Annotated in this window: 27 protein-coding genes and 1 riboswitch; of the genes, 19 read left to right on the top strand and 8 right to left on the bottom strand. The window is 37.9% G+C overall.

Annotated features, from left to right (window positions below):
* Positions 1-54: 54 nt before the first annotated feature.
* From gltX to EDC37_RS09730, 5 genes are all read left to right on the top strand, one after another.
* On the top strand, positions 55-1515 hold the full coding sequence (gltX, locus tag EDC37_RS09750; RefSeq protein ID WP_132550833.1) for a glutamate--tRNA ligase: 1461 nt from the start codon (positions 55-57) through the stop codon (positions 1513-1515).
* Between the two features lie 191 nt (positions 1516-1706).
* Positions 1707-2459 (top strand): serine O-acetyltransferase, encoded by a 753-nt coding sequence (gene cysE, locus EDC37_RS09745; protein ID WP_132550831.1) that lies wholly within the window; start codon positions 1707-1709, stop codon positions 2457-2459.
* Positions 2443-3873, top strand: coding sequence for a cysteine--tRNA ligase (cysS, locus tag EDC37_RS09740; protein ID WP_132550829.1), 1431 nt, complete (start codon positions 2443-2445; stop codon positions 3871-3873). The genes cysE and cysS overlap by 17 nt, the downstream gene beginning before the upstream one ends.
* On the top strand, positions 3873-4364 hold the full coding sequence (locus EDC37_RS09735) for a Mini-ribonuclease 3 (protein WP_132550827.1): 492 nt from the start codon (positions 3873-3875) through the stop codon (positions 4362-4364). Before cysS ends, EDC37_RS09735 begins: the two co-directional genes overlap by 1 nt.
* Before the next feature lie 23 nt (positions 4365-4387).
* A riboswitch (THF riboswitch) is annotated at positions 4388-4487 on the top strand.
* 61 nt (positions 4488-4548) lie between these two features.
* The gene (locus tag EDC37_RS09730; RefSeq protein ID WP_132550825.1) at positions 4549-5076 is read left to right on the top strand and encodes a folate family ECF transporter S component; all 528 of its coding nucleotides are present in this window, start codon (positions 4549-4551) and stop codon (positions 5074-5076) included.
* A gap of 64 nt (positions 5077-5140) precedes the next feature.
* Here the strand turns inward: EDC37_RS09730 and EDC37_RS09725 are convergent, their stop codons facing one another.
* From EDC37_RS09725 to EDC37_RS09705, 5 genes are all read right to left on the bottom strand, one after another.
* Positions 5141-5773 (bottom strand): Crp/Fnr family transcriptional regulator, encoded by a 633-nt coding sequence (locus EDC37_RS09725; protein WP_132550823.1) that lies wholly within the window; start codon positions 5771-5773, stop codon positions 5141-5143.
* A 333-nt stretch (positions 5774-6106) separates the two neighbouring features.
* Positions 6107-7279, bottom strand: coding sequence for a mandelate racemase/muconate lactonizing enzyme family protein (locus tag EDC37_RS09720; protein ID WP_132550821.1), 1173 nt, complete (start codon positions 7277-7279; stop codon positions 6107-6109).
* 18 nt (positions 7280-7297) lie between these two features.
* Positions 7298-8044 carry an ABC transporter ATP-binding protein gene (locus tag EDC37_RS09715; RefSeq protein WP_132550819.1) on the bottom strand — a complete coding sequence of 249 codons (747 nt, stop codon included), beginning with the start codon at positions 8042-8044 and terminating at the stop codon, positions 7298-7300.
* Positions 8045-8047: 3 nt separating this feature from the next.
* Positions 8048-8893, bottom strand: a complete 846-nt coding sequence (locus EDC37_RS09710; RefSeq protein ID WP_231039986.1) for an ABC transporter permease subunit — start codon at positions 8891-8893, stop codon at positions 8048-8050.
* Positions 8838-9881: an ABC transporter substrate-binding protein gene (locus EDC37_RS09705; RefSeq protein WP_132550817.1), complete on the bottom strand. Its 1044-nt coding sequence runs from the start codon at positions 9879-9881 to the stop codon at positions 8838-8840. Before EDC37_RS09705 ends, EDC37_RS09710 begins: the two co-directional genes overlap by 56 nt.
* Positions 9882-10508: 627 nt before the next feature.
* Here EDC37_RS09705 and EDC37_RS09700 point away from each other — a divergent pair.
* From EDC37_RS09700 to EDC37_RS09670, 7 genes are all read left to right on the top strand, one after another.
* Positions 10509-11234, top strand: a complete 726-nt coding sequence (locus tag EDC37_RS09700; protein WP_132550815.1) for a FadR/GntR family transcriptional regulator — start codon at positions 10509-10511, stop codon at positions 11232-11234.
* A gap of 37 nt (positions 11235-11271) precedes the next feature.
* Positions 11272-11934, top strand: a complete 663-nt coding sequence (locus EDC37_RS09695) for a DUF1847 domain-containing protein (RefSeq protein WP_132550813.1) — start codon at positions 11272-11274, stop codon at positions 11932-11934.
* A 271-nt stretch (positions 11935-12205) separates the two neighbouring features.
* Positions 12206-13024 carry a transporter substrate-binding domain-containing protein gene (locus EDC37_RS09690; protein ID WP_132550811.1) on the top strand — a complete coding sequence of 273 codons (819 nt, stop codon included), beginning with the start codon at positions 12206-12208 and terminating at the stop codon, positions 13022-13024.
* 26 nt (positions 13025-13050) lie between these two features.
* Positions 13051-13737, top strand: a complete 687-nt coding sequence (locus EDC37_RS09685) for an amino acid ABC transporter permease (RefSeq protein ID WP_132550809.1) — start codon at positions 13051-13053, stop codon at positions 13735-13737.
* 4 nt (positions 13738-13741) lie between these two features.
* Positions 13742-14476, top strand: coding sequence for an amino acid ABC transporter permease (locus EDC37_RS09680; RefSeq protein ID WP_132550807.1), 735 nt, complete (start codon positions 13742-13744; stop codon positions 14474-14476).
* Positions 14477-15229: an amino acid ABC transporter ATP-binding protein gene (locus EDC37_RS09675; protein WP_132550805.1), complete on the top strand. Its 753-nt coding sequence runs from the start codon at positions 14477-14479 to the stop codon at positions 15227-15229.
* 44 nt (positions 15230-15273) lie between these two features.
* Complete coding sequence (locus EDC37_RS09670) at positions 15274-16470, top strand: MalY/PatB family protein (RefSeq protein WP_132550803.1); 1197 nt, start codon at positions 15274-15276, stop codon at positions 16468-16470.
* A 127-nt stretch (positions 16471-16597) separates the two neighbouring features.
* Here the strand turns inward: EDC37_RS09670 and EDC37_RS09665 are convergent, their stop codons facing one another.
* The 3 genes from EDC37_RS09665 to EDC37_RS09655 all read right to left on the bottom strand — a co-directional run bounded on the left by EDC37_RS09665 (position 16598) and on the right by EDC37_RS09655 (position 20040).
* Positions 16598-18193, bottom strand: coding sequence for a nitrite/sulfite reductase (locus EDC37_RS09665; protein ID WP_132550801.1), 1596 nt, complete (start codon positions 18191-18193; stop codon positions 16598-16600).
* A gap of 33 nt (positions 18194-18226) precedes the next feature.
* Positions 18227-19429 (bottom strand): trans-sulfuration enzyme family protein, encoded by a 1203-nt coding sequence (locus EDC37_RS09660; RefSeq protein ID WP_132550799.1) that lies wholly within the window; start codon positions 19427-19429, stop codon positions 18227-18229.
* A gap of 200 nt (positions 19430-19629) precedes the next feature.
* Entirely contained in the window at positions 19630-20040 is a 411-nt protein-coding gene (locus EDC37_RS09655; protein WP_132550797.1) for a pyridoxamine 5'-phosphate oxidase family protein, read from the bottom strand.
* Between the two features lie 403 nt (positions 20041-20443).
* Here EDC37_RS09655 and EDC37_RS09650 point away from each other — a divergent pair, with 403 nt between their 5' ends.
* The 7 genes from EDC37_RS09650 (at position 20444) to EDC37_RS09625 (ending at position 25716) form a co-directional block, all read left to right on the top strand.
* Entirely contained in the window at positions 20444-20812 is a 369-nt protein-coding gene (locus EDC37_RS09650; RefSeq protein ID WP_132550795.1) for a NifB/NifX family molybdenum-iron cluster-binding protein, read from the top strand.
* A gap of 34 nt (positions 20813-20846) precedes the next feature.
* Positions 20847-21710: a radical SAM protein gene (locus tag EDC37_RS09645; protein WP_132550793.1), complete on the top strand. Its 864-nt coding sequence runs from the start codon at positions 20847-20849 to the stop codon at positions 21708-21710.
* Positions 21711-21752: 42 nt separating this feature from the next.
* A complete protein-coding gene (gene nifH, locus EDC37_RS09640) occupies positions 21753-22595 on the top strand; it encodes a nitrogenase iron protein (protein WP_196589800.1) in 843 nt (280 codons plus the stop codon).
* 311 nt (positions 22596-22906) lie between these two features.
* Complete coding sequence (locus tag EDC37_RS12630; RefSeq protein ID WP_269140868.1) at positions 22907-23035, top strand: hypothetical protein; 129 nt, start codon at positions 22907-22909, stop codon at positions 23033-23035.
* Positions 22981-23760, top strand: a complete 780-nt coding sequence (locus EDC37_RS09635) for an ABC transporter permease (protein ID WP_132550789.1) — start codon at positions 22981-22983, stop codon at positions 23758-23760. The genes EDC37_RS12630 and EDC37_RS09635 overlap by 55 nt, the downstream gene beginning before the upstream one ends.
* Positions 23761-23802: 42 nt before the next feature.
* Positions 23803-24636: an ABC transporter permease gene (locus EDC37_RS09630; protein ID WP_132550787.1), complete on the top strand. Its 834-nt coding sequence runs from the start codon at positions 23803-23805 to the stop codon at positions 24634-24636.
* Between the two features lie 45 nt (positions 24637-24681).
* Positions 24682-25716, top strand: a complete 1035-nt coding sequence (locus EDC37_RS09625; RefSeq protein WP_132550785.1) for an ABC transporter substrate-binding protein — start codon at positions 24682-24684, stop codon at positions 25714-25716.
* The last annotated feature ends 36 nt before the right edge of the window (positions 25717-25752 follow it).

The raw sequence follows: 25752 nt of genomic DNA, 5'->3' as shown, positions 1-25752 counted from the left end.
ATGGTATTTCTGCTAAAATATACTATACAAGTATTATTTGGAGGTAATAGTTAAATGTCAGAACAAATCAGGGTTCGCTTTGCTCCGAGCCCGACCGGACCCTTTCATATCGGCGGGGCACGCAGTGCGCTTTTTAACTGGCTGCTTGCTAGAAAATATCCCAATGGCAAATTTGTGTTGCGCATTGAGGATACCGACAGAGTAAGATCAAGTAAAGAATCAGAAGAAAATATAAAAGAGTCATTAAAATGGCTTGGTCTTGATTGGGACGAAGGCGTTGATGTCGGTGGTGATTATGGGCCATATCATCAAATGGAACGCCTTGATATTTATAAAAAATATGCACAACAGCTTTTAGATGAAGGCAAAGCGTACTATTGTTATTGTACGGAAGAAGAAATTGCCGCAGAACGCAAAGCTTTAATGGCAGAAAATAAAATGCCTATTTATCAGGGACACTGTCGTCACCTCACTGCTGAACAAATAGAAGCATACAAGGCTGAAGGCAGAAAACCGACAATAAGATTTCGTACACCAGAAAATAAAACAGTAGAATTTGAAGACATGGTACGCGGTCATATGCAGTTTGATTCAAATGGTGTTGGCGATTTCGTCATTGTAAAAGCTGATGGTATTCCCGTATATAATTTTGCAGTGGTAATTGATGATGCCTTAATGAAGATTTCTCATGTTATACGCGCAGAAGAACATTTATCCAATACACCAAGGCAGGTTGTCTTATACGATGCGTTGGGCTTTAATGTTCCGACCTTTGCCCATATTTCTTTAATATTGGGTAAGGATCATTCCAAAATGAGTAAACGGCACGGTGCTACTTCCGTTGAACAATATAAAAATTTAGGTTATTTGCCCGAAGCCATAGTCAACTTTTTAGCACTTTTAGGCTGGGCACCACAGAATGAACAAGAAATTTTTTCTATTGATGAACTAGTGAAAGCTTTCTCAATGGACCACGTTGCTAAAAATCCAGCTGTATTTGATATAGATAAACTTAATTGGCTAAATGCCCAGTATATGAAAAAATTGTCTACAGAAAAAATTACAATGATGGCTATCCCGCATCTTGTTGCCAAAGGGTATTTAAATGGTGCTTTATCTACTGCGGAAATGGCACAATTAGTCCGTTTTACAGAAATTATACGTGATCATTTAAGTTATGGAGCACAATTCTTGGAATTTGCTGATCTCTATTTTAATGATGATATTGTCGTTAAAGATGATGAAGCCCAGAAAGTGCTTGCTGATGAAACAGCTCCCGCAGTTATTAAGCTTTTTAAAGAAAAATTGGACAGTGTAGAAGATTTTGATGCTGCACATATTCAGCCTATCTTTAAACAAGTAACCAAAGAATTAAAAGTAGGCGGTAAGAAAGTTTATATGCCGCTGCGTATCACTATAACAGGACAGATGCACGGTCCTGATTTGGCAGGAATTATTGAAGTATTAGGCCGCGACAGAGTCTTTAAACGTATTGATAAAGTGATGCCTTTATAATTTATTATTATGGTACCTGCCCTTATTATATTTATGTATTCAGCTGAAGGCATATTATACTTTAGTGGTCTTTGTTACAGCTGGAAAAGTCCTAAAACAGATGGAGATTTATTTTAGTGGGAAACCTAAAGGTGTGGCCTAAAAACAGTTTACTGTGTTTTTTTGCGCACCTTTTTCTTTAGGAGAATGCTATGAAATTATTGCATATGTTAAGAAAAGATATCAGGGTAGTTTTTGAACGTGACCCTGCGGCTAAAAGTGTTTTAGAAGTGGTTCTATGCTATCAGGGGCTTCATGCCATCTGGCTTTATCGCATTGCCCACTGGTTTTATTGTCGTAATTTTATACTTATTCCCCGACTTATATCAAATTTTGCCAGATTTCTTACCGGCATAGAAATTCATCCCGGAGCTACTATCGGACCAGGACTTTTCATTGACCACGGAACAGGAATTGTTATAGGTGAAACAGCTGAACTTGGCCGCAATGTAACCTTATATCAAGGCGTCACTCTCGGTGGTACAGGGAAAGAGAAGGGTAAGCGTCATCCCACCATTGGTAATAACGTAGTAGTTTCCACTGGTGCAAAGATTCTTGGTTCTTTTACGGTTGGCAACCACGCCAAAATTGGTGCCGGCTCTGTGGTTCTTAAGGAAGTTCCCGCCTATGCCACAGTAGTAGGGATTCCAGGGCGTGTTGTATTGATGAGAGGTAAACGCGTAAACGATCCTACGCTATCAAATGAAGTCATAAAGAACAAGACTATGTCTGCCGCAATGAAAAAAGAAATGGTCGAAGAGCTTGATGTAGATCTGGCACATGACAAGCTGCCCGATCCTGAACTTGATATGATCAAAGCACTTTTAGAAAAAGTTAAAAATCTTGAAGAAAAAGTAATAAAATTGGAAAAAGAAGTGAATACGAAAAATGCTAAAAGTATATAACACATTAACCAGAAGAAAAGAAGAATTCAAACCGGTTATTCCAGGGCAGGTAAGTATATATGTCTGCGGCATAACACCATACAATGATTCACATATCGGCAATGCCCGTCCATTTGTTACTTGGGATGTCATAAAGCGTTATTTCCGTAAACTCGGCTATAAAGTAAAACACGTACAAAATTTTACTGATGTCGACGATAAAATAATACGTGCAGCAAATGCCAACCATATGACTTGGAAGGAAATTTCTGATAAGTATATCGCAGGCTATTTTACTGTGATGGATAAGCTCAATATTGAACATGCTGATGTATATCCGCGTGTTTCAGAAAATATGAGTGACATTGTCAAAATGATTGAAGGACTCGTCAATAAGGGTGTCGCTTATCCTCTTGACGGAGATGTTTATTTCAGTGTCGAAAAATTTGCAGGGTATGGTAAGCTCAGCGGCCGCAAACTTGATGATATGCAGGCTGGGGCACGTGTAGAAGTAGATAGCCGTAAACACCATCCTATGGATTTTGCCCTATGGAAGACAGCAAAACCTGGTGAACCATCCTGGGACAGCCCTTGGGGAAAAGGACGTCCTGGTTGGCATATTGAATGCTCTACCATGTCTTTAAAATATTTGGGCAAAACTTTCGATTTTCATGGCGGCGGCAGTGACCTTATATTTCCGCATCACGAAAACGAAATAGCCCAGTCCCAGTCATATTGCTGTGATGATCATTCCTTTGCCCGGTATTGGCTGCATAATGGTTTCATCACAATAAACCAAGAAAAAATGAGTAAATCGCTGAACAATTTCTTCACTGTAAAAGATATTTTAAAGAAATACCCAGCCGAAGTATTACGCTACTTCCTCGTAGCGACTCATTATCGCAGTCCGCTTGATTTCAGTGACGAACGCTTGAAGGAAGCTGAAGCGGGACTTTCCCGCCTGAGCAATGCCAAAGACAGCATTTTAGAATTGTTGTCCACTGATGCCGCTGATTCATCCAGCGCAGCTTCTCTGGTGCAATTTGCCGAAAAAGCAAAACAGAATTTTTACAGCGCAATGGAAGATGATTTTAATACAGCACTTGCACTCGCTGCTATGTTTGATCTGGCCAAAAAAATAAATGTATATTACCAATCCGTAACTGCCGGTACTATAACTGCCGACAAAGAAAATCTGCGCAAGGTACTTTCGATATATACTGATATGACTGACATCCTTGGTATTTTGCAGACAAAGACTGATAATACCGGTGACAGCCATCTTGTCGATGCTTTAATGAACATATTGATTTCTATTCGTCAGGATGCCCGTAAAAATAAAGATTGGGCAACTGCGGATAAATTGCGTGATGAATTGAAAAAAATTGGCATTACCATTGAAGATTCGCCTACAGGGGCGCGGTGGAAAAACTGATGCGTTTTGCTCAATATAAATATTTGTGTGAACATATATTTGAAGCAGATGAGTCGGGTAATATCAAGCAGCATTACGACAAAATCGAAGCTGCATCACTACCGCCGCTTGTTCTCGCATATATAGGCGATGCTTATTTTCATCTTTTTGTGCGTACCCGGCTCTTATTCTTTGAAAAGAACAAAGTGCATATTCTCAATGATTTCAGTGCCAAAATAGTATCAGCGACATATCAGGCTTATGCTTATAGAAACCTGCAAGATGAACTTACCGCTGAGGAAAAAGACATCTTTCGCAAGGCCTATAATGCTAAGTCACATGCCCCACGTGTTGCCAGTATTGTTGATTATCATACCAGTACAGGAATTGAAGCAATTATTGGCTATTTACAACTAACTGCGTCTGAAGAAAGACTTCGTTTATTATGTGAAAAGTCTTTTCAACTGATTATCAAAAAAATCAGGCAGGAACAATCTTCAACTGACCAATAAGTTTCATTATAAATTTAATATTTAGCAGAGTAAGTGATTGTGCGTCAAGTGTCGAGTGAACGGGGAGTTGTCATTCGGACGAAAAGCTTTAGGCTTGCGGTACATTCATTGCATCCCGCTGCTGCATCAAAGAAAACATCTTGATATGCAGTGACGTCATGCTAAACATATGGAGGTGTTTTTTTTGTACAATTTTAATTCTAAAATGATTGTATTAAGCGGTATATTCATTGCCTTAATTATTATTTTTACTCATGTATTAGCTATACAGACACTATTCTTGCGAATAAGTTTTGGTTTCTTGCCTTTAGCTGTTTATGCCAGTATCTGTGGTCCATTATACGGAGCTTTTATTGGCGCCCTTGCCGATATATTAGGCTGTTTAATTTTTTCACCGGGGTTTTATTTTCCTGGATTTACCATCAGTACTTCCTTAAGCGGTTATATATATGGGTACTATTTTCACGACAAACCAGTTTCTCTAAAAAGAATATGTATTGTTTTCATATTTTTATTTTGTTCCGTGGACATGTTGCTCAATACATTTTGGCTCAGCCTTCTTTACCACAAAGCAGCAACGGCATTTTTACTAAGTCGTTTTATAAAGAATATTATTTTCTTACCAATTAATATTATTGTCTTTAGTGTAGTATATAAAGCCATCCAAAAATATTTACAAAAAAATTTTGTCATACTGAACAAAAAATCTTAAAAGCATTTTTCAGTACGACAAAATTTACATTTCTTAAGCAAATTTCACTTGAGTTGTTTTATTATTATTCATCTTGACATTTTATTTCTATTCCCGAATGCTTATTTATTTTGATATAGCCTTTATTGCGGAATTTACCTAATATATTAGTTATAGTTTGACGGCAAGCACCGATCATATCCCCCAATTCCTGATGGGTTAAATGATAATTAAGGCGATATGTTTTCTGCTTATAATCTTTATCATCAGCAAGATAATAAAGCAGTTTGGCTAATCTGCTTTCAGTATCAGAAGCCAGCAGCGTTTCCAGCCGAGAATAGGACTTATTGATATATAAGCATAAAAGCCGTGTTACATTATAAGCCATTTCAGCATCTTGTAATAAAAGCTGCTTAAAGTCTTCCCCCGCTATTTTCCATACAACGCAATGGCTTATTGTTTTAGCAAAAGCGTTATGCTTTTTATTTAATAATATGGCTGGCAGGTCTATAAGTTCATTTTTTTTATTTATTGAAATTATAATTTCCTTGCCGTCGGCAGTATTGTAATAGCATTTAATATAGCCTTCATGGATATAATATATATAATCTGCCGTACTGCTTTCAGCAAAAACTATCTTATGGGGAGGTAATGAAATAATACAGGATATTGATTCCAACTTTTCTAATTTATTGTCTAACCAGTTTAAATCCTGCATTACTTCCACACTCCTTATATTAAAAAAGCCGCAGGAATGCCTTTATGGCAATCATGCGGCTTGCAGTTTACTGCTCAGCATTTGTTAAATAATAAAATTTTTTATGGCAGCTTTTATTTCATCAACTTTATTTAATCTAATTAATACTGCTTTAAAACAAGACGGGGATATTCAGGTTCAATGCCTGGATATCCCCGTCTGCAGTCTTCTGCTCAACGTAGTATTCATTGATATTAGGATATAGTATATTACAATTCAGCTTTAATGTAAGTCGTTTGGGCGACACCCCTTTAAACAATAGCCATATTAAGAGACTTGTAAAAAGAATCGCACTTATTTTACGACAATATAATCGGCATTTTGTTGCACTTTTTCTGTAATATCCTGACCTATACCGGGAAGTTCAGGTACAGTATAGCGGCCATGCTGCGGCTGATAATTATACAAGCATAATTCCTGATATTCTGGTAGCAATGTCTTTTGATGGTGCTCATGTATGCAGAAATTAGGAATAGCTGTTTCTATATGTAAAGCCGCTGCTTCGGCTACGCCGGTGCCAGCAACATGTGCTTGCACCGTCACTTCATAGGTATGCGCCATATCAGCTATTTTCTTAAACTCAGTAAAACCACCGCATGATCCTAGATCGGGCTGAATTACATCGATAGAACGATCTTGGAAAAAAGGCAGATACCCCCAGCGAGAATATATTCGTTCACCCGAGGCTATAGGAATATTTATTTTTTCTCGTGCTTTTTTCAGTAAAGATGGATTTAATGGTGTATTTATTTCTTCGTAAAATAAAATATTATACTGTTCTATTGCTCTGGCAAACTGAATAGCGCTAACCAAGTCAGTGTTTGCATGATTTTCAATAATTATATCGACATTTTCACCAACAGTTTGTCTAATTATTGCAACGCGTTCAACACCCATACGTATAATATCATTTGTCAAAGGTCCTTCTAAACGAGAAATTTTCTTACCTGTCCGATCATGGGCAAGTACATCTATTTTTATAGCATCATAACCTTCGGCAACAGCTTTTTCAGCTTCAACGGCATATTCTTCTTTAGCACCCCTGGCACCACGTGTTTTTCCCCAGCCAAACTGAAGCTGTGAAGCATATACCCGCAAATCTTTATGGCATTTTCCTCCCAGCAATTGGTATACAGGAACATTTAGTGCCTTACCTTTTATATCCCATAAGGCTATATCAAGTGCTGATATCCCAGAAAAAATCACTGTTCCACCGCCTTGCCCCCAAAAGGTTTTTTTAAATATTTTTTCCCAAATTGCTTCCGTATTAAACGGATCTTGGCCGATTAAAAGACCAGCAAAATCTTTTATGACACCAACAGCTCCACTTCCACCTACACCATAAGCCATACCGGCTTCACCGACACCATAGATTCCGCTGTCGGTTGATATTTTTACAAGAATAGGACGTTGACCGGATTGTGGCAGTTTATGTACATGGAATATTTCTATTTGTGTTATCTTCATAATGATTTCCTCTTTACTTTATATTATATATTCAATACTATTTTCCGCATTATCAGTAATAATATGTTCTAAAATAAGTTTTTCAAAATATGTAAAATTACTGTCAGTGCTTACACGCGGTCTGGACAGAGTGATTTTTTGATTTAAAGTTATCAAACCATCCTCTATCAAGACAACACGATCGGCAAGATAGACAGCTTCACTTACATCATGTGTGACAAACACTGCTGTAAATCCCTGCCGTGCCCAAAGATTTTCTATCAACTTTTGCATGTTAATACGTGTAAGTGCATCCAATGCACCAAGCGGTTCATCAAGCAACATCACCTTAGGTGTTCCTGCCAAAGCACGTGCTAAAGCGACACGTTGTTTTTGCCCACCTGATAGGGCAGACGGCCAAGCCAGTTCCTTTTTATCAAGTCCAACTGCTTTCAATGCATTCAAGGTTTTCTGTTTATCTCTATCCTTGGCTCCCAGCATGACGTTTTGGAATACATTTTTCCACGGTAACAATCTTGCTTCTTGAAATAGAAACCTTACTTCTGGATTTATGGCAGAAATTTTTTTATTATTTATTACCACTTCCCCGCCAGAGGGTTTTTCCAATGCTGATATAATACGCAGCAATGTGCTTTTCCCACAACCGCTTTTTCCCACAAGGGCAACGAATTCACCCGGCTCAACAGTCAAATTAATATCTTTGAGAACAGGTGTCTGGGCAAATGATTTAGTAATATTTTTAAGCTCTATTTTATATCCAGGCATCTGTTATTCCTCCTGATAATTTGGATTCCAACGAAGCAGATATTTTTCTATCGCTACAGCGATAAAATCTGATATACTGCCAAGAAGCGCATATATTATTAGACTGAGTACTATTACATCCATCATCATCAGTTCACGGGCATTTGTCGCCATATAACCTATCCCTGATTTGGCAGCTATTGTTTCAGCGACTATAAGCGTTAGCCACATCCGTCCAAGCGATTGGCGCACCCCTATCATTATCGAAGATGTTGCCCCGGGAAGGATAATATTTTTAAACATTTCAAATGCCGAAAAACCGTAAATTTTTCCCATTTCTATCAGTGACTTGTCTATAGAACGAATGCCATGAAAGGTATTTAAATATATAGGGAAAAATGTACCAAGTGATATAAGCACTAATTTTGAACTTTCCCCAATGCCGAACCAAATCAAAACTACAGGCAGCATTGCCAGATGAGGTACATTACGAATCATCTGAATCGGTGTATTGAGAATTTTTTCAGCTAATTTAAACTGTCCTGTAGTAATCCCCAAGATAAATCCAATACTGCCTCCTACTAAGAGTCCCAATAAAGCGCGTATGGAACTTATTTGCAAATTTACCAATAGTGTCCCATCCTGTATTAGACGAATAGTTGTATGGACCAATTCAAAAGGTGTAGGAAAAAGGCGAGTAGAAATTTTACCATCTGTCAGATAAAACCAAAGTATAACAAAAACAATAGGTATGCTCCATGCCATTAACGAATCCGCCAATTTATTTTTCAAAAGCTTTATGGTCTTATTACTCTTAGTATTTTTTAAATTTTTTGATGGCGTCATTGAAGGATTTGTCAAATAACTCATTACTGTTGATCTCCTTTTTCAATAATCCTAAACTACCAAAAGTATTTATTATATCCTGTTCAGAAGAAATTGTTGCTGCATCTACGGGAGCCACCGTAACATGGACTTGCTGATTTTCTTCTTCAAATTGCTGCAAAAAGTCTTCGGGTTTTTGATTTATTTCTGCGCTATATATTTGTGCCCATTTTTTCGGATTTTGACGAGCCCATTCATTCGCTTCGTGGAAACGTTCCAAATAATCTACTATAGCAGCATGTTTGGCGGGATCAGCGATTGCCGCGGGTGTAGCATACCAATAAAAATCACCAGAAAGTATATCCTTAGCAGAAAGCAATGTTTTAGCCCCCTTCTGATGACCAATACGCACTGCATTGCCGTAACCGGCCAAGGCATCAATATCTCCTGTAAGAAGTGCTGATAAGCCGTCAGAAGTAGTCATCGCCGTTGCGTCAATATCGTCCCATGATAATCCGGCACTTTGCAGCATTTTAAATAAAAAATATTGGGCAGTTGTACTTTTGGCATAGGCTACCTTTTTTCCTTTTAATTCACTTATGGAACTAGTTGTAGAATCTGGGCCTATTAACAATTCCTGATTTAATGTAGGGCCTTTTCTTACAGCAATTATTTTAAAATTCCCACCATTATTAGCTTGAGATGAAAAAATTGGTGGTATTTGGCTGCCCGTTCCCAAATCAAGTTGGTCAGCAACCATAGCTTCCATTACCAGATTACCACCCTGCATAGTATTATATTCAACCTTGTAGGGAGTATCATCTAATCCAGCAGCTTTGATTATAGACTGCGCGTTCTTCCCCTCAGCCGCACCAATTTTTAATGTTACCGCTGATAAATCAATATCAGATTTATTGGTAGGTGTGAATGCTTGCGAGGTTTTACTACTGGTTCCCATATCCTCGTCACTACAACCGGCAAATAAAATTGATGAAATTATGACAATAAAAATGAGCCAAACTCCTTTTTTCATAAATATCCTCCTTTTTACGTTTACATCCTTATATAAAAATGAAATAAAAAAAACACATATAAATAAAAAAGCTGGCTAATAAACTTAGCATCCTTTATTAGCCAGCCTTCAGTTTTCTGATTGACCGCATTGTTTCAGTTATATTTAGATGTATACGCCTAGAATAAACAATAAAAAATAAAAGGCCAAAGCATGCCTATGCACGCCTTGACCTTTAGTTTTCTAATTAGTCAATATATTGTGGAAGATGATATCATGTATTTTTGATCATGTCAAGAAAAGTTTTTTCAAATATTAGCTCAACCTATTCTAACGATGTGCTATACATGGAAAAGTCTTCTTAATAAAAGTTAAGTAAATTGAAAATATTTTTTATTATACCACATTCGCAGCTACAATATTGTCGTGTATACGACAATATTGTAGCTTTTTTTATATTTAAATTAATTTCTAAAATTATGTTGACAAATAGCACTAATGTGCTTTATCATTTTCTAAACTAAAGTCAACTAGAAAACTAGAGGCTAATTCCAGATGCATGGGTCCCTGGTCTTTTTTAGTTGTTATTCTATACTGGTATTCTGGTATACCAATATAAAACAACCGCTATAAAGAAAAGGAGTTTTTATGTTTGCAGAAATAGATAGAAGAAAAATACAGGGTTTTGATGGATTTTACCACAAAATTGTGGAAGATATCAAAAAACTCATTGTCCAAGGCAGTCTTAAAGCCGGAATGAAGTTACCGTCTGAACGCGTTTTAGCAGAACAATTTGGTGTGAGCCGTGTTCCGGTGCGGGAAGCTTTAAAGACATTAGAATTCATGGGAATCGTTCAACATGTGCGTGGCGATGGTGTATATATTCGTTCTGTCCAGATCCATGATTTATTGCAGCATGTGGAATTTGCTGTACAGGATAACACAGCTGATATACAGCAGACCCTCGAAGAATTGTTCGAAGTGCGTGAAGCAATCGAAGTAAAAGCCGCACAGCTTGCGGCTATACGCAGAACTGAAAAAGATCTGCAAATTCTTCAAAATGCCGTGTTTGCCATGGAAAATGACGTAAAAATGCACCGCAACCACAAACAATCCTCAATGGATTTCCATTCGGGAATAATTAATGCTTCGCAAAATAAAATCTTATGCCGAATCAACGAAGCGCTTATTAACCTGCACTGGTTATCCCGGCAAAAATCTGCTGAAGAAGGCGGACGTGGTTCGATCGCCTTGGACTTCCATTCTAAATTACTGGAAGCTATTAGACAAAAAGATGCATTATCAGCTGGCATACTTATGAAAGAACATTTGCTCCAAGCTAAGCGGGCATTGCTGCACAATGCCCCAAAATAGTCTGCTGGTGCACTCATAATATTAAGGAGGAGTCATTATGAACAAGAAACTTGAACAATTAAGCTGCACTGATTGCGGTGTTTACAACTGCCGATACGGAGATAAAAAGTTTCCAGGTTTTTGTTTGACTACAAAGGATAATGGCGATCATCCTATTAATGATGATATCGAAGAAATCAAACATAAATTGCAAGGAGATAACCAAGATGCTATTGTCGCCAGAGCTTCAGCGCAAGTAGAAGGTCTTTTTTATGGTAAATTAACACGCGTAGAAGAAATAATTGAATTTGCAAATCGTATTGGCGCAAAAAAGATTGGTATTGCTACCTGTGCCGGACTTATTGAAGAAGCTAAAATTTTTGCAGAAATCCTTACTGTCAAAGGTATTGACCATTATAGTGCCATTTGTAAAGTCGGTGGTGTAGACAAAGCTGAAATAGGTATAAAAGAAGAACATAAAATACACCCCGGTAGTTATGAAGCTATGTGTAACCCGATCTTGCAAGCCCGTATTTTAAATTACCATAAAACTGATTTAAATGTAATCGTGGGCTTATGTGTAGGACATGACTCTTTATTTATAAAATATTCAGATGCGCTGGTTACAACACTTGTGACTAAAGACCGCGTAACTGGACATAATCCTGTAGCTGCCTTATATACAGCACATTCGTATTACAAACGGCTGCTGCAAAAATGATAAATTATTCTTGCTCCCAGATATAAGTTCTGTGATGTAACTTGTAAAATCCCTGCAATTTTAAAAATGTGTTTGAAAGAATTATTCATAGTTATATGTTAATTATAATATTTGCTGACTGGAAAACCGGAAGCATAAAACATCAATTATAATGTTTTATGCTTCCGGTTTTATTTATAACCACATACCAAAATATATCGCGAAGGAATGTACTGCCAGCTATCATTTGCTTAAAACATATTTAAGCTACTACGAAAGGACGGATTTAATTATGAAAAAACGCATTTCATTTTATTTTTTGTTAACGATTATTATGGGTGTTATAGCACTGGGATGCTCATCTGAAGAAGCTTCTAAACAGGCATCGTCTTCTGACGCAAACGTACGCGAAATTTCAGTAGGCGTCGGTTCCAATTTTGAACCATATGCCTATATTGACAATGATAATCAGCCTGCTGGATATGACGTAGCTGTGCTGAAAGAAATAAATCGCAGATTACCACAATATCAATTTAAATATCAATCAATCGAATTGAAAAATCTGCTGTTGAGTCTGGATGCAAAAAAGATCCAAATAGCTACACAGCAATTCGAAAAAAATCCCGATAGGGAAGAAAAATATTTATTTACTAATGAAGGCTTCGCTAATTATGACAAACGTCTTGTTATAGCCAAAGGACGGACTGATATAAAAACAATTGACGATTTGGTTGGGAAAAAGGTTGGCTGCGCACAGGGAAGTAATACTGCTGCAATACTGGAAAAATATAATCAGACACACCAACAAAAAATAAATATTGTCTATGTCCAAAATGCCAGCAGTGCTGTCTATGATGATATAGTAAACGGTCGTCTTGACGCAGGTGTCATGACAAGGAAAACATTTAAGCGCAATCAAGAAGCCTTTGGTGATGGACTTGATATTGTCAATGACAGTCTCTTTAGTAAATCTGAAGCATATTTTATTCTCAGTAAAAATGAAACTCAGCTGCGTGACGATATTGACAAAGTATTGAAGGAAATGAAAGAAGATGGCACTTTAAGTAAATTATCCTATGAATATACAAATTCTGATTATGATGTCGAATAATATCACAATCAGCAGGAGGTTTGACTATGGGAAGTCTTTTTGATATACGGTTAGTTTTTGAATATTTTCCCCTGATCTTTTCCCGCTTCCCTATTACATTACTGATCGTGGTCGTCGCAATCGGTGCTGGATTGGTACTGGGTTTATTTATTGCCTTGGTGAGAATGCGTAAAGTTCTACTATTGAACCAATTTGCTATTCTTTATGTATCGTTTGTCCGCGGTACGCCGATCATTGTCCAGTTATTTATTATTTACTACGGGTTTCCTCTTTTATTAGAGCAAGTAGGAATTGATATTACCCAATGGGAAAAAATATACTTTGTTCTAGTCACTTATGGTTTAAATAATGCTGCTTTTATGTCAGAAATTATTCGTTCCGCAATTTCCAGTGTGCCTGACGGTCAGCGGGAAGCAGCTTATTCTGTTGGACTTAGCCGTTGGCAGGCTCTTCGCCGGGTAATACTGCCACAAGCTTTTTTAAATGCTTTTCCGGTCTTCGGCACAAGAGTAGTCAATACTTTTGAATCCACTTCGCTGGCATTTACATTGGGTATCCTTGATATGGTGGGACAGGCGCAGGCTATCGGCAGCCGTACCTATCACGAGCTGGAAGGTTATGTGGTACTTGCCATTATTTTCATTGCAATAAGCATGATACTCGAAAAATTATTTGTCCATGCGGAAAAAAGATTTATTCAGCAGAGGAGGTAGCAGCATGGTTTTTGATTTTCACTACGTAATTACATCTTTTATAACGGCTGTCCATTATATTCCTGTGACACTGGCTTTATCATTGATACCGTTATTTATAGGGATTGTATTTGGCACTTTAATTGCTGTTTGCCGTAAATTTAGGATAAGATTTATCGCTCCGCTCGCAGATATTATCATTCCAGTAGTAAAGGGAATACCATTAGTCCTTCATTTATTCATAATGAATTTTCTTATTCTTAAACCGTTTGATTTATTGGCCCAATATTACGCTTGGGCTGATGTCATAAGATTTATGGATAAAGTCTATATTGCTATAATTGCCATCTCTATTTATGCGGTCATCATCATATCGGAGACAATGCGCAGTGCACTTATGTCTGTAAGCGAGGGGCAGTATGAAGCTTGTTATTCAGTTGGCTTAACTCGTTGGCAGGCGTTACGGCGCGTGGTTTTACCGCAGGTTTTCCCCGTAGCAATTCCTGTACTGGGCAATAATCTAATAGGGCTTATCAAAGGTTCTTCGGTAGTATATCTTATAACCGTCGTTGATGTCATGAATGGTGCCCTTACGACTGCCCAAATAAATTACCGCTTTTTAGAAGCTTATATTGCAGCAGCACTTATTTATTGGGGAATATGCCTTTTGACAGAACGCCTTTTTGCTGTCTGGGAAAACCATATGAAAAAATATCAACTGGGATCTGCTAAAAACAATCTTCGACAAGAGGTGTTATAGATGATTGAACTTAAAAATGTCCATAAAGCTTTTGGTAAAAATACGGTTTTAAAAGGTATTAATTTAAAAGTAAATAAAGGAGAAGTTGTAGTAATTCTCGGTCCCAGTGGTTCGGGTAAAACGACGTTGCTGCGGTGCATCAATTTTCTAGAATCGGCTGACGATGGTGAATTAATCATTGGCGATACTAAAGTTGATTTTAAAAATGCTACCAGCAAAGAAATATTAGCTGTTCGCCGCCGCACAGCCATGGTATTTCAAAATTATAATCTTTTTAACAATATGAATGCTATCGAAAATGTTATGGAAGGTTTGGTAACCGGCCGAAAAATGCCAATTGGCCGGGCACGAGAGATTGCCAAGCAGGCTTTAGACAAGGTAGGCCTAAAGGATAAATATGAGGCTTATCCGCTTCAATTATCAGGAGGACAACAGCAGCGGGTGGGGATTGCCCGGGCAATTGCCCTTAATCCCGATGTAATTTTATTTGATGAACCCACTTCGGCACTTGATCCTGAGTTGGTCGGTGAAGTGCTCAGTGTAATGCAGGCTGTTGCCAAAGAGGGAATTACGATGATCGTCGTGACTCATGAGATGTCTTTTGCTATGGATATTGCCCAGCATATTATCTTTATGGCTGATGGAAATATTGTGGAGGAAGGCTCTCCTAAAGATATTTTCACTAATCCCAAGGAAAAACGCACTAAACAATTCCTTGAACGTATTCTTCCAAGATGGAATTATTCCATATAACAATTATCGATTAATTACAGGTAAAACATAAGTGGGGATAAAATATGATAAGAGATTTTGACCAGCTCCATAAATACGATAAACTATTTTCTAACAAATGGAATTTACGTGAAGAAAAAACACACGAAAAGGATATTTTGCCTATGTGGGTGGCTGATATGGATTTTGAAACAGCGCCGGCTATTGAAGCAGCTATAAAAGAACGTGCTGATACAGCCATTTATGGTTATGCCTCTGAAACTAAAGAATATTTTGAAGCTGTTTGCAAATGGTTTTCCGAACGTCATAATTGGCATTTTTCTGCAACAGATATCGTATATACCGCAGGTGTAGCAAGTGCACTGGTAATAGGCTTGCATACTTTTTCCCAAAAAAATGATGGTGTCTTGATTTTAACACCGGTATATCATAAATTTTTTCAAATAATACACAACACACAAAGAACGCTTGTACAAAGTCCCCTTTTGCATACTGATGATGGCTATGCAGTCAATTTTACTGACTTCGAAGATAAAATAAAAAAATATCGACCTAAAATATTTATTCTTTGTAATCCGCATAATCCGGTTGGTAAGGTATTTACTAAAGATGAATTAGAAAAAATGGCTCAAATTTGTTTTACCTACAATGTAATGATTTTTTCTGATGAAATACATGGTGATCTTGTCTTCGAAGGGAAAAAATATACACCATTGGCTTCACTTTCTCCTGAAATTTCTGAGCGGATTATTGCGTGCACTTCTCCTAGTAAAGCCTTTAATTTGGCCGGGTTGCGCAGTTCAAGCATAATCATCAGCAATAACGATATCCGTAAAAAATTCAAAAATACAATTGATTTTTTCGGTTATCCTAAAATAAATTTATTCTCTTTACCGGCGACTATTGCTGCCTATACACAGGGAGCGGCCTGGCTGGATGAAGCATTGTCATATATTGAAGCAAACAGAGATTTCGCTTTAACATATTTAAAACAACACCTGCCTATGCTGCAAGTCCATAAACCACAGGGAACTTATTTCCTTTGGCTTGATTTCCGGGCATATGCTATGAGCAGTAAAAACTTGGAACAATTTTTATTACATACCGCCAAGGTATGGGTAAATCAAGGTTATGCTTTCGGTGATGACGGGATCGGTTTTGTGCGTATGAACATTGCCTGTCCACGCAGTATTTTACAAAAAGCTTTGCAACAAATTAGAACAGCACTTGCTACTTTGCCTAAAAAAACTGTTAATAAATAACAGACAAACCATTACCAAAATAAAAAACCGCAGTCAATAATCTTTCCTTATTGAAGGAATACATTATTGACTGTGGTTTTAATTTTTAATTATAGCTATTTAGTGTATATCAAGTACCTGCATAAATTTATGATTCGGCTATATTTTTAAGCGGCAGAATACCTATTCTATTAACAAAAGCCGTAAATTTTTCATTTTCCAGTGCATTTTTTTGGTAAAAACGAAGAATCTTCTCTAGTACAAATTTTATTTCACTGCTGGCAGTAAGGTCTTTTAGTTTTTCGGCAAAATGGCCGTCACCGTCTAACGTACCGCCCGCCCATACAGTAAAAGCATCTTCTACTCCATTTTCCGTTTTAACTCTGCCACCCTGCAAGCTGATATCGGCAATATGTTTCTGCCCACATGAATTTGGGCAGCCCGTAATGTGAATGCGTACCGGTACGGGCAAGTGGATTTTTTCATCAAGGTAGTTGGCAATCTGCCTAGCTGTATCTTTAGTGTTGACAATGGCTAAATTGCAAAATTCATTACCTGTGCAGGCTATAGTATAGCCAAGAAAATTTTTAGGTGTTACAGGCAATCTCTTAAAAATTTCTTTTTTTATTAATGAAGGAATGCGTTCATCGTCTATCCCGGAAATTATTATGTTTTGTGATAAAGTTGTACGAAGTTTTTTATCCCCGTACGTTTCAGCTATGGAAGCCAGTTCAGCCAGATCAGCAGCTTTTATTTCGCCCAAGGGAATATTTAGCCCGATAAAGGTTTTTCCCTGCTGTTTTTGTGGATGTATACCATAATAATAAGCAGCGTTCCAGGAAACTGTTTTATCAATGCCGCTTTCCAATAACGGACCTGTAATTTCAGTTATTTTATCCCGAAATTTATCTACACCCCAATCATCGAGCAGAAATTTTAGCCTTGCATGTGTTCTTCTTTCACGATAGCCATTATCACGAAAAATAGTGCATACAGCTTTTGTTATTTGCAAAACTTCGGTTGGTTTAGCGAAAATATTTAGCTTTTTTGCCAGATGCGGTGTACTGGAAAGACCTCCACCAAGCCAAATATGAAAACCAAGTACTTCTTTCCCATCAATATTTTTACTTGCAGGCGTGAATGCTATGTCATTTATTTGTGCGTGTGCAGCATTATGTACACTACCTGATATTGATATTTTATATTTCCGCGGTAAATTAGAAAAATCTCTATTCAAAAGGAAAAAATCATTTACTTCCCTGACAAGGGAACTCGTATCAATTAATTCTTCTTTATCTATTCCGGCCAAGGGATTCCCTACTATTGAGCGGGTACAATCACCGCAAGCTTCGAATGAACTCAAGCCACAAGCATCGAGTCGCCTAAAAACATCAGGGATATCTTCTATCTTTAACCAATGAAATTGGATAGAACCACGTGTAGTGATATTTGCTATGCCGCGTCCGTATTTTTCTGCAATCTCCGCTAACACTTTAGCTTGTTCTGCACGCATAATTCCCGAGGTCATACGCACCCTAAGCATGAAATATCCGTTTTTTGGTTTTTGTTCATAAACGCCAGCCCATTTAAACAATCCCATATCATCGGCATCTATACTATCATATCCTGTTTTTGCATATTTATTGACAATAGTATCAATAATATCCAGGCCATCTTTTTTTAATTTTACTTTCTCAACTGCGTTTAATTTTTTATTTTCAGTCCAGATAGCTTTATAAGACATAAACACACACCTTCGCAAATTTTTCTTCTAAGACTATTTTCCAGATAAAAGACCTGTTTTTTCCAAAGCCTGCTGCAGGTCACCGATAATGTCTTCAATATCTTCGATGCCAACACTAAACCGGAAAAAACCTTTATGGAATTCTTCTGGATAGAGATACTGCCGTTCATCATTTTCGCCCAAAAATACAATCAGGCTTTCATCATGTCCCAATGATACAGCAGAAGTAATAACTTTTAAATAACTGACAAAACGGTTATGCGTTTCATGGTCAGCATCCAAACCAAAGGACAATACCCCGCCAAAACCTGGTGACATTTGCTTTTTGGCTACAGCATACCCTTTATGTGATTTTAGACCTGGATATGCCACAAAACGTACACAATCGAGTCCTTCCAGATATTCAGCAACCTTCTGCGCATTTTTATTGTGCTGTCTCATTCGCAGTGGCAGTGTGACCGATCCCCGCATGATCAGCCAGGCATTAAAAGGACTGATTATACCGCCCAGATTTATCTGCGCCTGTGCCCGTATGGTATCCAAATATTTTTTCTGGCCGATGATTGCCCCCCCTAGAGCATCACCATGTCCATTTATATATTTTGTAAGGCTTTCTATAGTAAAATCAGCACCTAATTCAATTGGACGTTGGTTAAATGGAGATGCAAAAGTATTATCTACAGAAAGCAACGCATTATTTTCATGTGCGATATCGGCAATTCTTTTAATATCGGCAATTCCCAAAGTTGGATTTCCCGGTGTTTCAATGTGTATGAGCTTTGTGTTCGGTTTAATCACTTTTTTTATATTTTCTGGATTAGTAGTATCGACTATAGAAGTTTCTATGTTAAATTTATTATTTAAAAGCTCATTAAATAATCGGTATACTGCTATATAGGTCACACTGGAAAAAATTACGTGATCACCGCTTTTAAGCAATGAGAAAAACAGGCCGGAAAGTGCAGCAACACCACTAGCTAAAACAACGCAATCCTCGCCTCCTTCAAGCGATGCTAATTTTTCCTGAAGGTATTTTTGATTATTTCCACCATTGCGGGTATAAATGCTTTTATCAGCACTACTCCAATTCATATCAGATGGATCGTATGGCAGTTCATAACTGTTCGCCATCGTAATAGGCCGCTTGATCGCGCCTGTTTCAGCATCTACATCATTTCCTGTATGGACAGCCCGTGTCTGAAAACCATATTCACGTCCATATGTTCTTTTTGCCATATTTATCAACCTCTTTATTTAAAATTTTTCCTAAAAAGAAAAAGGCCGGAGCATATGTTGTGTATACATATACTCCGACCTTTAGTTTTTCTAATCAGTCAACGTAATTATCACTGTTATGATGATATCATGCACAGCTTTTTATGTCAATTGCAAATTTATGGCACCAAACCTGTATATCCCATATCTGCATAACCATTTTAGAACTTATATGTTTTCGGTTCTCCAGAAAAAGAGTATATAGTTGCGGTTACGTCTTTCAAATAGAATACCTGCATATTACCATCATTGACAGCATATCTGTCTGCTAAGGTAGGAAAAGCATCCAGCATTGACTGTTGTGCTTCTAAGCGGGGATCTTCAACAGGCACAGCATCTATACGTATCCATTTATCTCTTCCATGTAATGCACTTATTTCTATTTTCGGATTACTAATCATCTGCTTCGAAACATCTTTTTTCTTACCTGTTTGAATATAAATTTTACCTTCAAATATATGAAAAGTAGTAAAAGGGCGCACACGTGGCTGCTGTGCTTCTTTATCATATGTAGCAATAAAATAAGCTGGGCATTTTCTTACAAAATTATACACTTCTTGAACATCCTGCATAGGTAATTCCTCCATTAATCCATAAATGTAATTTACTAATAAATCTTAATACCATTATAACAAATTACTTATCCAATAAAAATAGGGTATTTTACCATAGTAAGTAACTGCATAGATAGGTAAGTATCCATATAGTTACTTATAAACAAATTAACAATATAACAAAAAAAACGTAAAAAAATCTAATAATGTCGTAATAACGACTTACATAATCGGATTTATATACTATATTAGATGAATAAACAAAACAGCCTTGTAATATAGCACAACTGCTGAGCAGATAACTGCAGGCCATGGATATTTTGAGTGTATTCTAAATATCTATGGCCTGTTTTTGTGCTATATTCAAAAAGCCATTGTTTATTTTATTAAACACTATTGTCAAATAAGGGAGGAAAGATTGATGAGTTATAAAATAGCAGCAGCTTCCTCTGACGGAGAAAGGGTGGATCGTCACTTCGGTCATGCGGATCTATTTTATATCGCAGAAGTTGCGGATGATGAAACTTATCAGCTTACAGGGAAAAGGACTTTAAAATCGCCGTGCCGTCACGGAATCCATGACTTGCAGGAAATGCAAAAAGCAGTAGAGGTCATAGCCGATTGCCGATATGTCCTTTGTGAAGCGATTGGTGCAGGTGCCGCAACGGTGTTGGAACAGTGCCGCATTACTCCACTGGAAACAGATGAATTGATTACGAAAGCAATCGAAAATATTATTTTGTATAGAAAACGGTTCAAAAAAATGCAATGCGCTGCACCTACTACCTGAATCAGATTATTGGTAATGAAAGAAGTGAAAAGATATGAGAAAAGAAGCTGTATATAATCTGCATCCATGTTTTGGTGCCAGAAATAATCGAGGCAGAATGCATCTGCCGGTATGTCCTGGCTGCAATATTTTTTGCCGTTTTTGCGAACGCAGTATCAATAAAGACGAAAATAGACCAGGAGTTGCGGCGAAGGTGATCACACCACAGGCAGCTTGTGACTACGTGGAACGGGCTTTAGTATTTTGCCCTGACATCACAGTTGTAGGCATAGCTGGCCCGGGTGATACACTGGCTACCGATAATGCGATAGAAACCTTTAAACTTGTCGGCAAAAAATTCCCGAACTTACTAAAATGCATGAGTACCAACGGTTTGTTGCTCAAAGAAAAGCTGCCTGACCTTTTGGCTGTGGGTATCGACACGCTAACTGTTACCGTGAATGCTATAGATCCATACATTGAAGCACAGCTTAATGACGGAATCATTTATCACGGTAAAAAAATTATGGGTGCAGAAGGTGCTGAAATACTGATCCATAACCAGCTTGCCGGTATCGAAGCCGCAGCAGCAGCAGGAATAACGATAAAAATAAATACCGTGTTGGTTAACGAAATAAATAGGTTTCATATAAAGGATGTAGCTAAAGCTGTAGCAAAATGCGGCGCGATAATTTACAATATCATACCGCTTATTCCACAGCATAAGTTAAAAGACTTTTCCGCTCCAAACTGCGCTGATATAGAATCGGTTCGCCATGAAGCCGGCAAATACATTGATGTGTTCAGGCATTGCCAGCACTGCCGGGCAGATGCAGTTGGTATCCCGGGTAAAAATAATTTCAGCCGACAAGTTTACCTTGGTGAAATGCAGCAACGGGAAACTTTTTCACATGGTTAATAAATAAGTTAAAGGAGAAAAATTTTTATGGCAGATAAAAAGATTCGGCAAATCGCAATATACGGAAAGGGTGGTATCGGCAAATCTACCACTACCCAAAATTTAACTGCGGGCTTGGCTGAACAAGGCAAAAAGGTTATAGTTGTTGGCTGCGATCCCAAAGCAGATTCAACGCGTCTTTTATTAGGAGGACTTGCACAAAAAACAGTTCTTGATACATTAAGGGAAAAGGGACAGGATTTTGATCTTAACAGCATTGTGAAAGTAGGATTTAAGGGCATACGCTGCGTAGAATCCGGTGGTCCGGAACCAGGAGTAGGTTGTGCCGGCCGCGGTATCATTACATCAATAGGTCTGCTGGAACGAATGGGTGCATATACGGAAGATTTGGACTACGTCTTTTATGATGTTCTAGGTGATGTTGTCTGCGGCGGGTTCGCTATGCCAATCCGTGAAGGCAAAGCCAAAGAAATATATATTGTAGCCAGTGGAGAAATGATGTCTCTCTACGCAGCCAATAATATTTCCAAAGGTATCCAACGATATGCTCTCAAAGGCGGCGTACGACTCGGCGGAATCATTTGCAACAGCCGCAATGTAGATAGAGAAATAGAGCTGCTTAGGGCATTTGCCAAAGAACTAGGAACACAGCTTATTCACTTTATTCCACGTGATAATATAGTCCAGCATGCTGAAATAAGGCGTAAAACGGTTATCGAATATAAGCCGGAATCAAAGCAAGCAGAAGAATACAGAATTCTGGCTAAAAAAATAGAAGAAAATAAATTGTTTGTAGTGCCTAAGCCTATGGAACCGGAAGATTTAGAAAAAATTCTAGTAGAATACGGCCTATATGACACTGTTGAAAGTAATTACGCTATTTAAGTTTATGAAATATGAGGTAAAAAAAATGAAAAGCATGGTAAAAAGTTGTTGTATAAAAAACTGTATGTGTAATATGTGTAAATTAAAAATGGGGACATTGCGACTTCTTTCAAGTGGATAACTATATTAAATAACTGCTTAATATATGGTCAAAGAAAGAGGCAAGTAATGCATGCATTTACTATGTCTTATTTTTTTACCCTTTTATAGGTTTTAAAGCGTAATTTGGTATCGTATTTTGCTAAAACTTAAAAGTGTTTCTTGTAAAGGAAGACTCGGGTAATGTGCCAGTCGAATGGAGGAGATTGACGATGGCAGAGTTTATTAGAAGAGCAGGACAGGCTTTAGCAATGGACATCTTGCCGATTGGTGAAGGAGATTTAGAATGGAAGGATTTATTAGGAAAATTAATGAGCGCTTTATTGATGCATCAGGGGTAATTCTTTTCTTATTATTATGGGAATTTTTACCACGTGCAGGAATTGTTGATGGTCAATTTATTCCACCTTTATCAAAAGTAATTGAAGCAATTGTTAGATTGTTTTTCGTCGAACATTTACTGCTGCATATTGCGGCAAGCCTTCAGCGAGTATTTATTGGTGTGGCTTTAGCCATAATTTTAGCTGTACCAATAGGATTTGCTTTATCAACTTTTAAAAAAGTCGCCGTTTTTTTACGACCCCTTTTGAGAATAGGCAGCCAGATCAATGCTTTTGCATTATTTCCAATCTTCATTTTGATATTTGGTATTGGTGAAACAGCAAAAATTAGTATTATTTTTTGTGCTGCCTTTTGGCCGATATTATTTACAACAGTAGCTGGGGTCAGCCAAATTGATCCCTTATATATAAAAAGTGCAAAATCAATGGGTGCCGGCCACTTTACGATATTTAAAGAAATATTGCTGCCCGGCACAGCCCCATTAATCTTTACAGGCATTCACCATGGAACTACACAGGCGTTCCTGATGCTGATTGCTGCCGAAATGATTGGCGCTAAAGCCGGTTTGGGTTGGATTATTCTGAACTCGACAGCCAACAGCCTGATGCCGCGCTTATTTGCGGCTGGCATTATCATTGCCTTACTGGGAATGCTTTTAAGTTATCTAATTCATTGGTGGGAAAAAATTATTTTATTTTGGCAGGAAGATGCAAATGTTAATTAAATTCAGCGGGGAATGTTTAAGGGCATAAGGAGGTTATTTTTTATGCAAACGATGGTAAAGGCTATTTCTATCCAAAAAGACCGCTCAATAAAAACTCATTTTTGGAGTTTGAAAGTAAAAAAGTTTATTGTTCCCAATATTTCTGTCGTATTATTTTTGCTTACTTGGGAATTTCTTGTAGATACGGGAATCGTCAAAGATACTTTTGTCGCCGCCCCTTCGGTGATGGCAGGGACTATCTTACAATTATTTGCCAATGGTGTACTTTTAGGTAATATAGGCATCAGCCTTTTCCGCGCTATCAGCGGCTTTATTCTTGCTAGTGTAGTAGCTGTCCCGCTTGGTTTTTTCCTTGGCGGCACATTTCGTATATTTCAACGGGCAGCAACACCGATGGTTCGATTGCTTAATGCAGCTAATCCATTTGCACTTCTACCTGTATTTATCCTATTGTTTGGAATCGGTGAGCTGTCAAAGGTCGCCATTATCTTTTGGGTATGCTTATGGCCAATTTTATTAAATACCATTACCGGCATACGTACTGTAGATCCTTTATTGATTAAATCAGCACGTTCTATGGGTATGCAAAAATGGGCACTTTTTTTTAAAGTTATTTTACCAGCAGCGAGTGCCTCTGTTTTTCACGGACTTAAAATGAGTTGCGGGACAGCTTTCTTTATGCTGATCGCGGCTGAAATGATTGGAGCCAGTACTGGTTTGGGCTGGATGGTCTGGAATGCACAGATAAATTACCAAATACCTAAATTATTTGCAGTCACCTTTATTATTTCCGCACTCGGGTTATCCCTGAATTATTTATTTGCCAGAATAGAAAGGCACATCCTTTCATGGCAGGAAAATGTGTCGGAATATTAGACAGAAAAGCTGTCACAAACTTAATTAGTAGAAAGGATTGCGATTATGCGCATGAAAAGAGGGGTAAAAAATTTTTTAGCCGGCATACTAGGCGTAGTAATTGTTGGGGCAGTATTTTATGGGGCAAATAACAGCGATCAAGTCCAGGGGGGCGGCCAAGCAGCCGCTGCTGATAATGATGGTTTAATACCGATAAAGACCTGGTCACAGACAGATTGTTCATCAACGCCATGGGTTGTAGCTGATAAAAAAGGGTTTTTTGCAGAAGAAGGCCTCAAAGTGGTTTATACAGGTGATACCCAGCCAGCGCAACAAATTCCCTCCGTAATAAATGGAGATAACGATGTCGGCGGTGGTACACATCCTAATACCCTTGCTGTAGCTATTAACGGTGGTGCAAAAATAAAAGCTGTTGTTGTCGGTGGCATAGATCCCGCTCCAGACCTTGACCCAAAATTGCGCCATATGGCATGGTATGTTAGTCCGGAAAGCGGTATAAAATCATTCAAGGACTTGAATAATATTCAAGGAAAAGTCAAATTTTCTACAATAACTACTAATATATGTGCTGATTTTCTAGCCAACAACATTGCCGATAGGAATAATGTTGCACGAGATAAAATTGAATGGGTGACAATGCCTGATATTCAAGCTGTACAGGCAGTAAAACAAGGGTTGGTCACTGTAGCCGGCGTTCATCCGCCATATTATAAATCGATGGAAGATGCCGGTATGGTAAAAATTGCAGACAGTTTTGATGCCGGCCTTGGTCCGGAAGCTGGAGTTTCTTATTACTATTTTAGTGAAGACTATATTAAACAACATCCAGACACAGTCAAAAAATTTTCAAGAGCAATGGCTAAAGCTGAACGCTGGTCTAATGCAAACCAAGAAGAAGCCAGATTATTAACCGAAAATTGGATTCATGTTCCGGTTTCAGCAACGCATTATTATTATGGTGGTACAGATCTAAAACCACGCATGATTGACCCATGGATCAAAGATTTGGAAAATGCCAACGTAATTCCTAAAGGCAAGATCAAATCAGAAGATTTATTGGCCCTTGATCTGGCACAGTAATCTAGCTTGCAGATATATGTAATTGATAGATTGTAC

It is taken from the genome of Pectinatus cerevisiiphilus (genome assembly GCF_004341685.1).
GTDB classification, from domain to species: domain Bacteria; phylum Bacillota; class Negativicutes; order Selenomonadales; family Selenomonadaceae; genus Pectinatus; species Pectinatus cerevisiiphilus.
This window is presented reverse-complemented; position numbering and strand designations above follow the sequence as displayed.

Excerpts from the sequence above, each read along its gene's own strand:
- gltX (WP_132550833.1), top strand. The coding sequence starts at position 55 with ATGTCAGAACAAATCAGGGTTCGCTTTGCTCCGAGCCCGACCGGACCC.
- cysE (WP_132550831.1), top strand. The coding sequence starts at position 1,707 with ATGAAATTATTGCATATGTTAAGAAAAGATATCAGGGTAGTTTTTGAA.
- cysS (WP_132550829.1), top strand. The coding sequence starts at position 2,443 with ATGCTAAAAGTATATAACACATTAACCAGAAGAAAAGAAGAATTCAAA.
- EDC37_RS09735 (WP_132550827.1), top strand. The coding sequence starts at position 3,873 with ATGCGTTTTGCTCAATATAAATATTTGTGTGAACATATATTTGAAGCA.
- EDC37_RS09725 (WP_132550823.1), bottom strand. The coding sequence starts at position 5,773 with ATGCAGGATTTAAACTGGTTAGACAATAAATTAGAAAAGTTGGAATCA.
- EDC37_RS09720 (WP_132550821.1), bottom strand. The coding sequence starts at position 7,279 with ATGAAGATAACACAAATAGAAATATTCCATGTACATAAACTGCCACAA.
- EDC37_RS09715 (WP_132550819.1), bottom strand. The coding sequence starts at position 8,044 with ATGCCTGGATATAAAATAGAGCTTAAAAATATTACTAAATCATTTGCC.
- EDC37_RS09710 (WP_231039986.1), bottom strand. The coding sequence starts at position 8,893 with ATGAGTTATTTGACAAATCCTTCAATGACGCCATCAAAAAATTTAAAA.
- EDC37_RS09705 (WP_132550817.1), bottom strand. The coding sequence starts at position 9,881 with ATGAAAAAAGGAGTTTGGCTCATTTTTATTGTCATAATTTCATCAATT.
- EDC37_RS09700 (WP_132550815.1), top strand. The coding sequence starts at position 10,509 with ATGTTTGCAGAAATAGATAGAAGAAAAATACAGGGTTTTGATGGATTT.
- EDC37_RS09695 (WP_132550813.1), top strand. The coding sequence starts at position 11,272 with ATGAACAAGAAACTTGAACAATTAAGCTGCACTGATTGCGGTGTTTAC.
- EDC37_RS09690 (WP_132550811.1), top strand. The coding sequence starts at position 12,206 with ATGAAAAAACGCATTTCATTTTATTTTTTGTTAACGATTATTATGGGT.
- EDC37_RS09685 (WP_132550809.1), top strand. The coding sequence starts at position 13,051 with ATGGGAAGTCTTTTTGATATACGGTTAGTTTTTGAATATTTTCCCCTG.
- EDC37_RS09680 (WP_132550807.1), top strand. The coding sequence starts at position 13,742 with ATGGTTTTTGATTTTCACTACGTAATTACATCTTTTATAACGGCTGTC.
- EDC37_RS09675 (WP_132550805.1), top strand. The coding sequence starts at position 14,477 with ATGATTGAACTTAAAAATGTCCATAAAGCTTTTGGTAAAAATACGGTT.
- EDC37_RS09670 (WP_132550803.1), top strand. The coding sequence starts at position 15,274 with ATGATAAGAGATTTTGACCAGCTCCATAAATACGATAAACTATTTTCT.
- EDC37_RS09665 (WP_132550801.1), bottom strand. The coding sequence starts at position 18,193 with ATGTCTTATAAAGCTATCTGGACTGAAAATAAAAAATTAAACGCAGTT.
- EDC37_RS09660 (WP_132550799.1), bottom strand. The coding sequence starts at position 19,429 with ATGGCAAAAAGAACATATGGACGTGAATATGGTTTTCAGACACGGGCT.
- EDC37_RS09655 (WP_132550797.1), bottom strand. The coding sequence starts at position 20,040 with ATGCAGGATGTTCAAGAAGTGTATAATTTTGTAAGAAAATGCCCAGCT.
- EDC37_RS09650 (WP_132550795.1), top strand. The coding sequence starts at position 20,444 with ATGAGTTATAAAATAGCAGCAGCTTCCTCTGACGGAGAAAGGGTGGAT.
- EDC37_RS09645 (WP_132550793.1), top strand. The coding sequence starts at position 20,847 with ATGAGAAAAGAAGCTGTATATAATCTGCATCCATGTTTTGGTGCCAGA.
- EDC37_RS12630 (WP_269140868.1), top strand. The coding sequence starts at position 22,907 with ATGGCAGAGTTTATTAGAAGAGCAGGACAGGCTTTAGCAATGGACATC.
- EDC37_RS09635 (WP_132550789.1), top strand. The coding sequence starts at position 22,981 with ATGGAAGGATTTATTAGGAAAATTAATGAGCGCTTTATTGATGCATCA.
- EDC37_RS09630 (WP_132550787.1), top strand. The coding sequence starts at position 23,803 with ATGCAAACGATGGTAAAGGCTATTTCTATCCAAAAAGACCGCTCAATA.
- EDC37_RS09625 (WP_132550785.1), top strand. The coding sequence starts at position 24,682 with ATGCGCATGAAAAGAGGGGTAAAAAATTTTTTAGCCGGCATACTAGGC.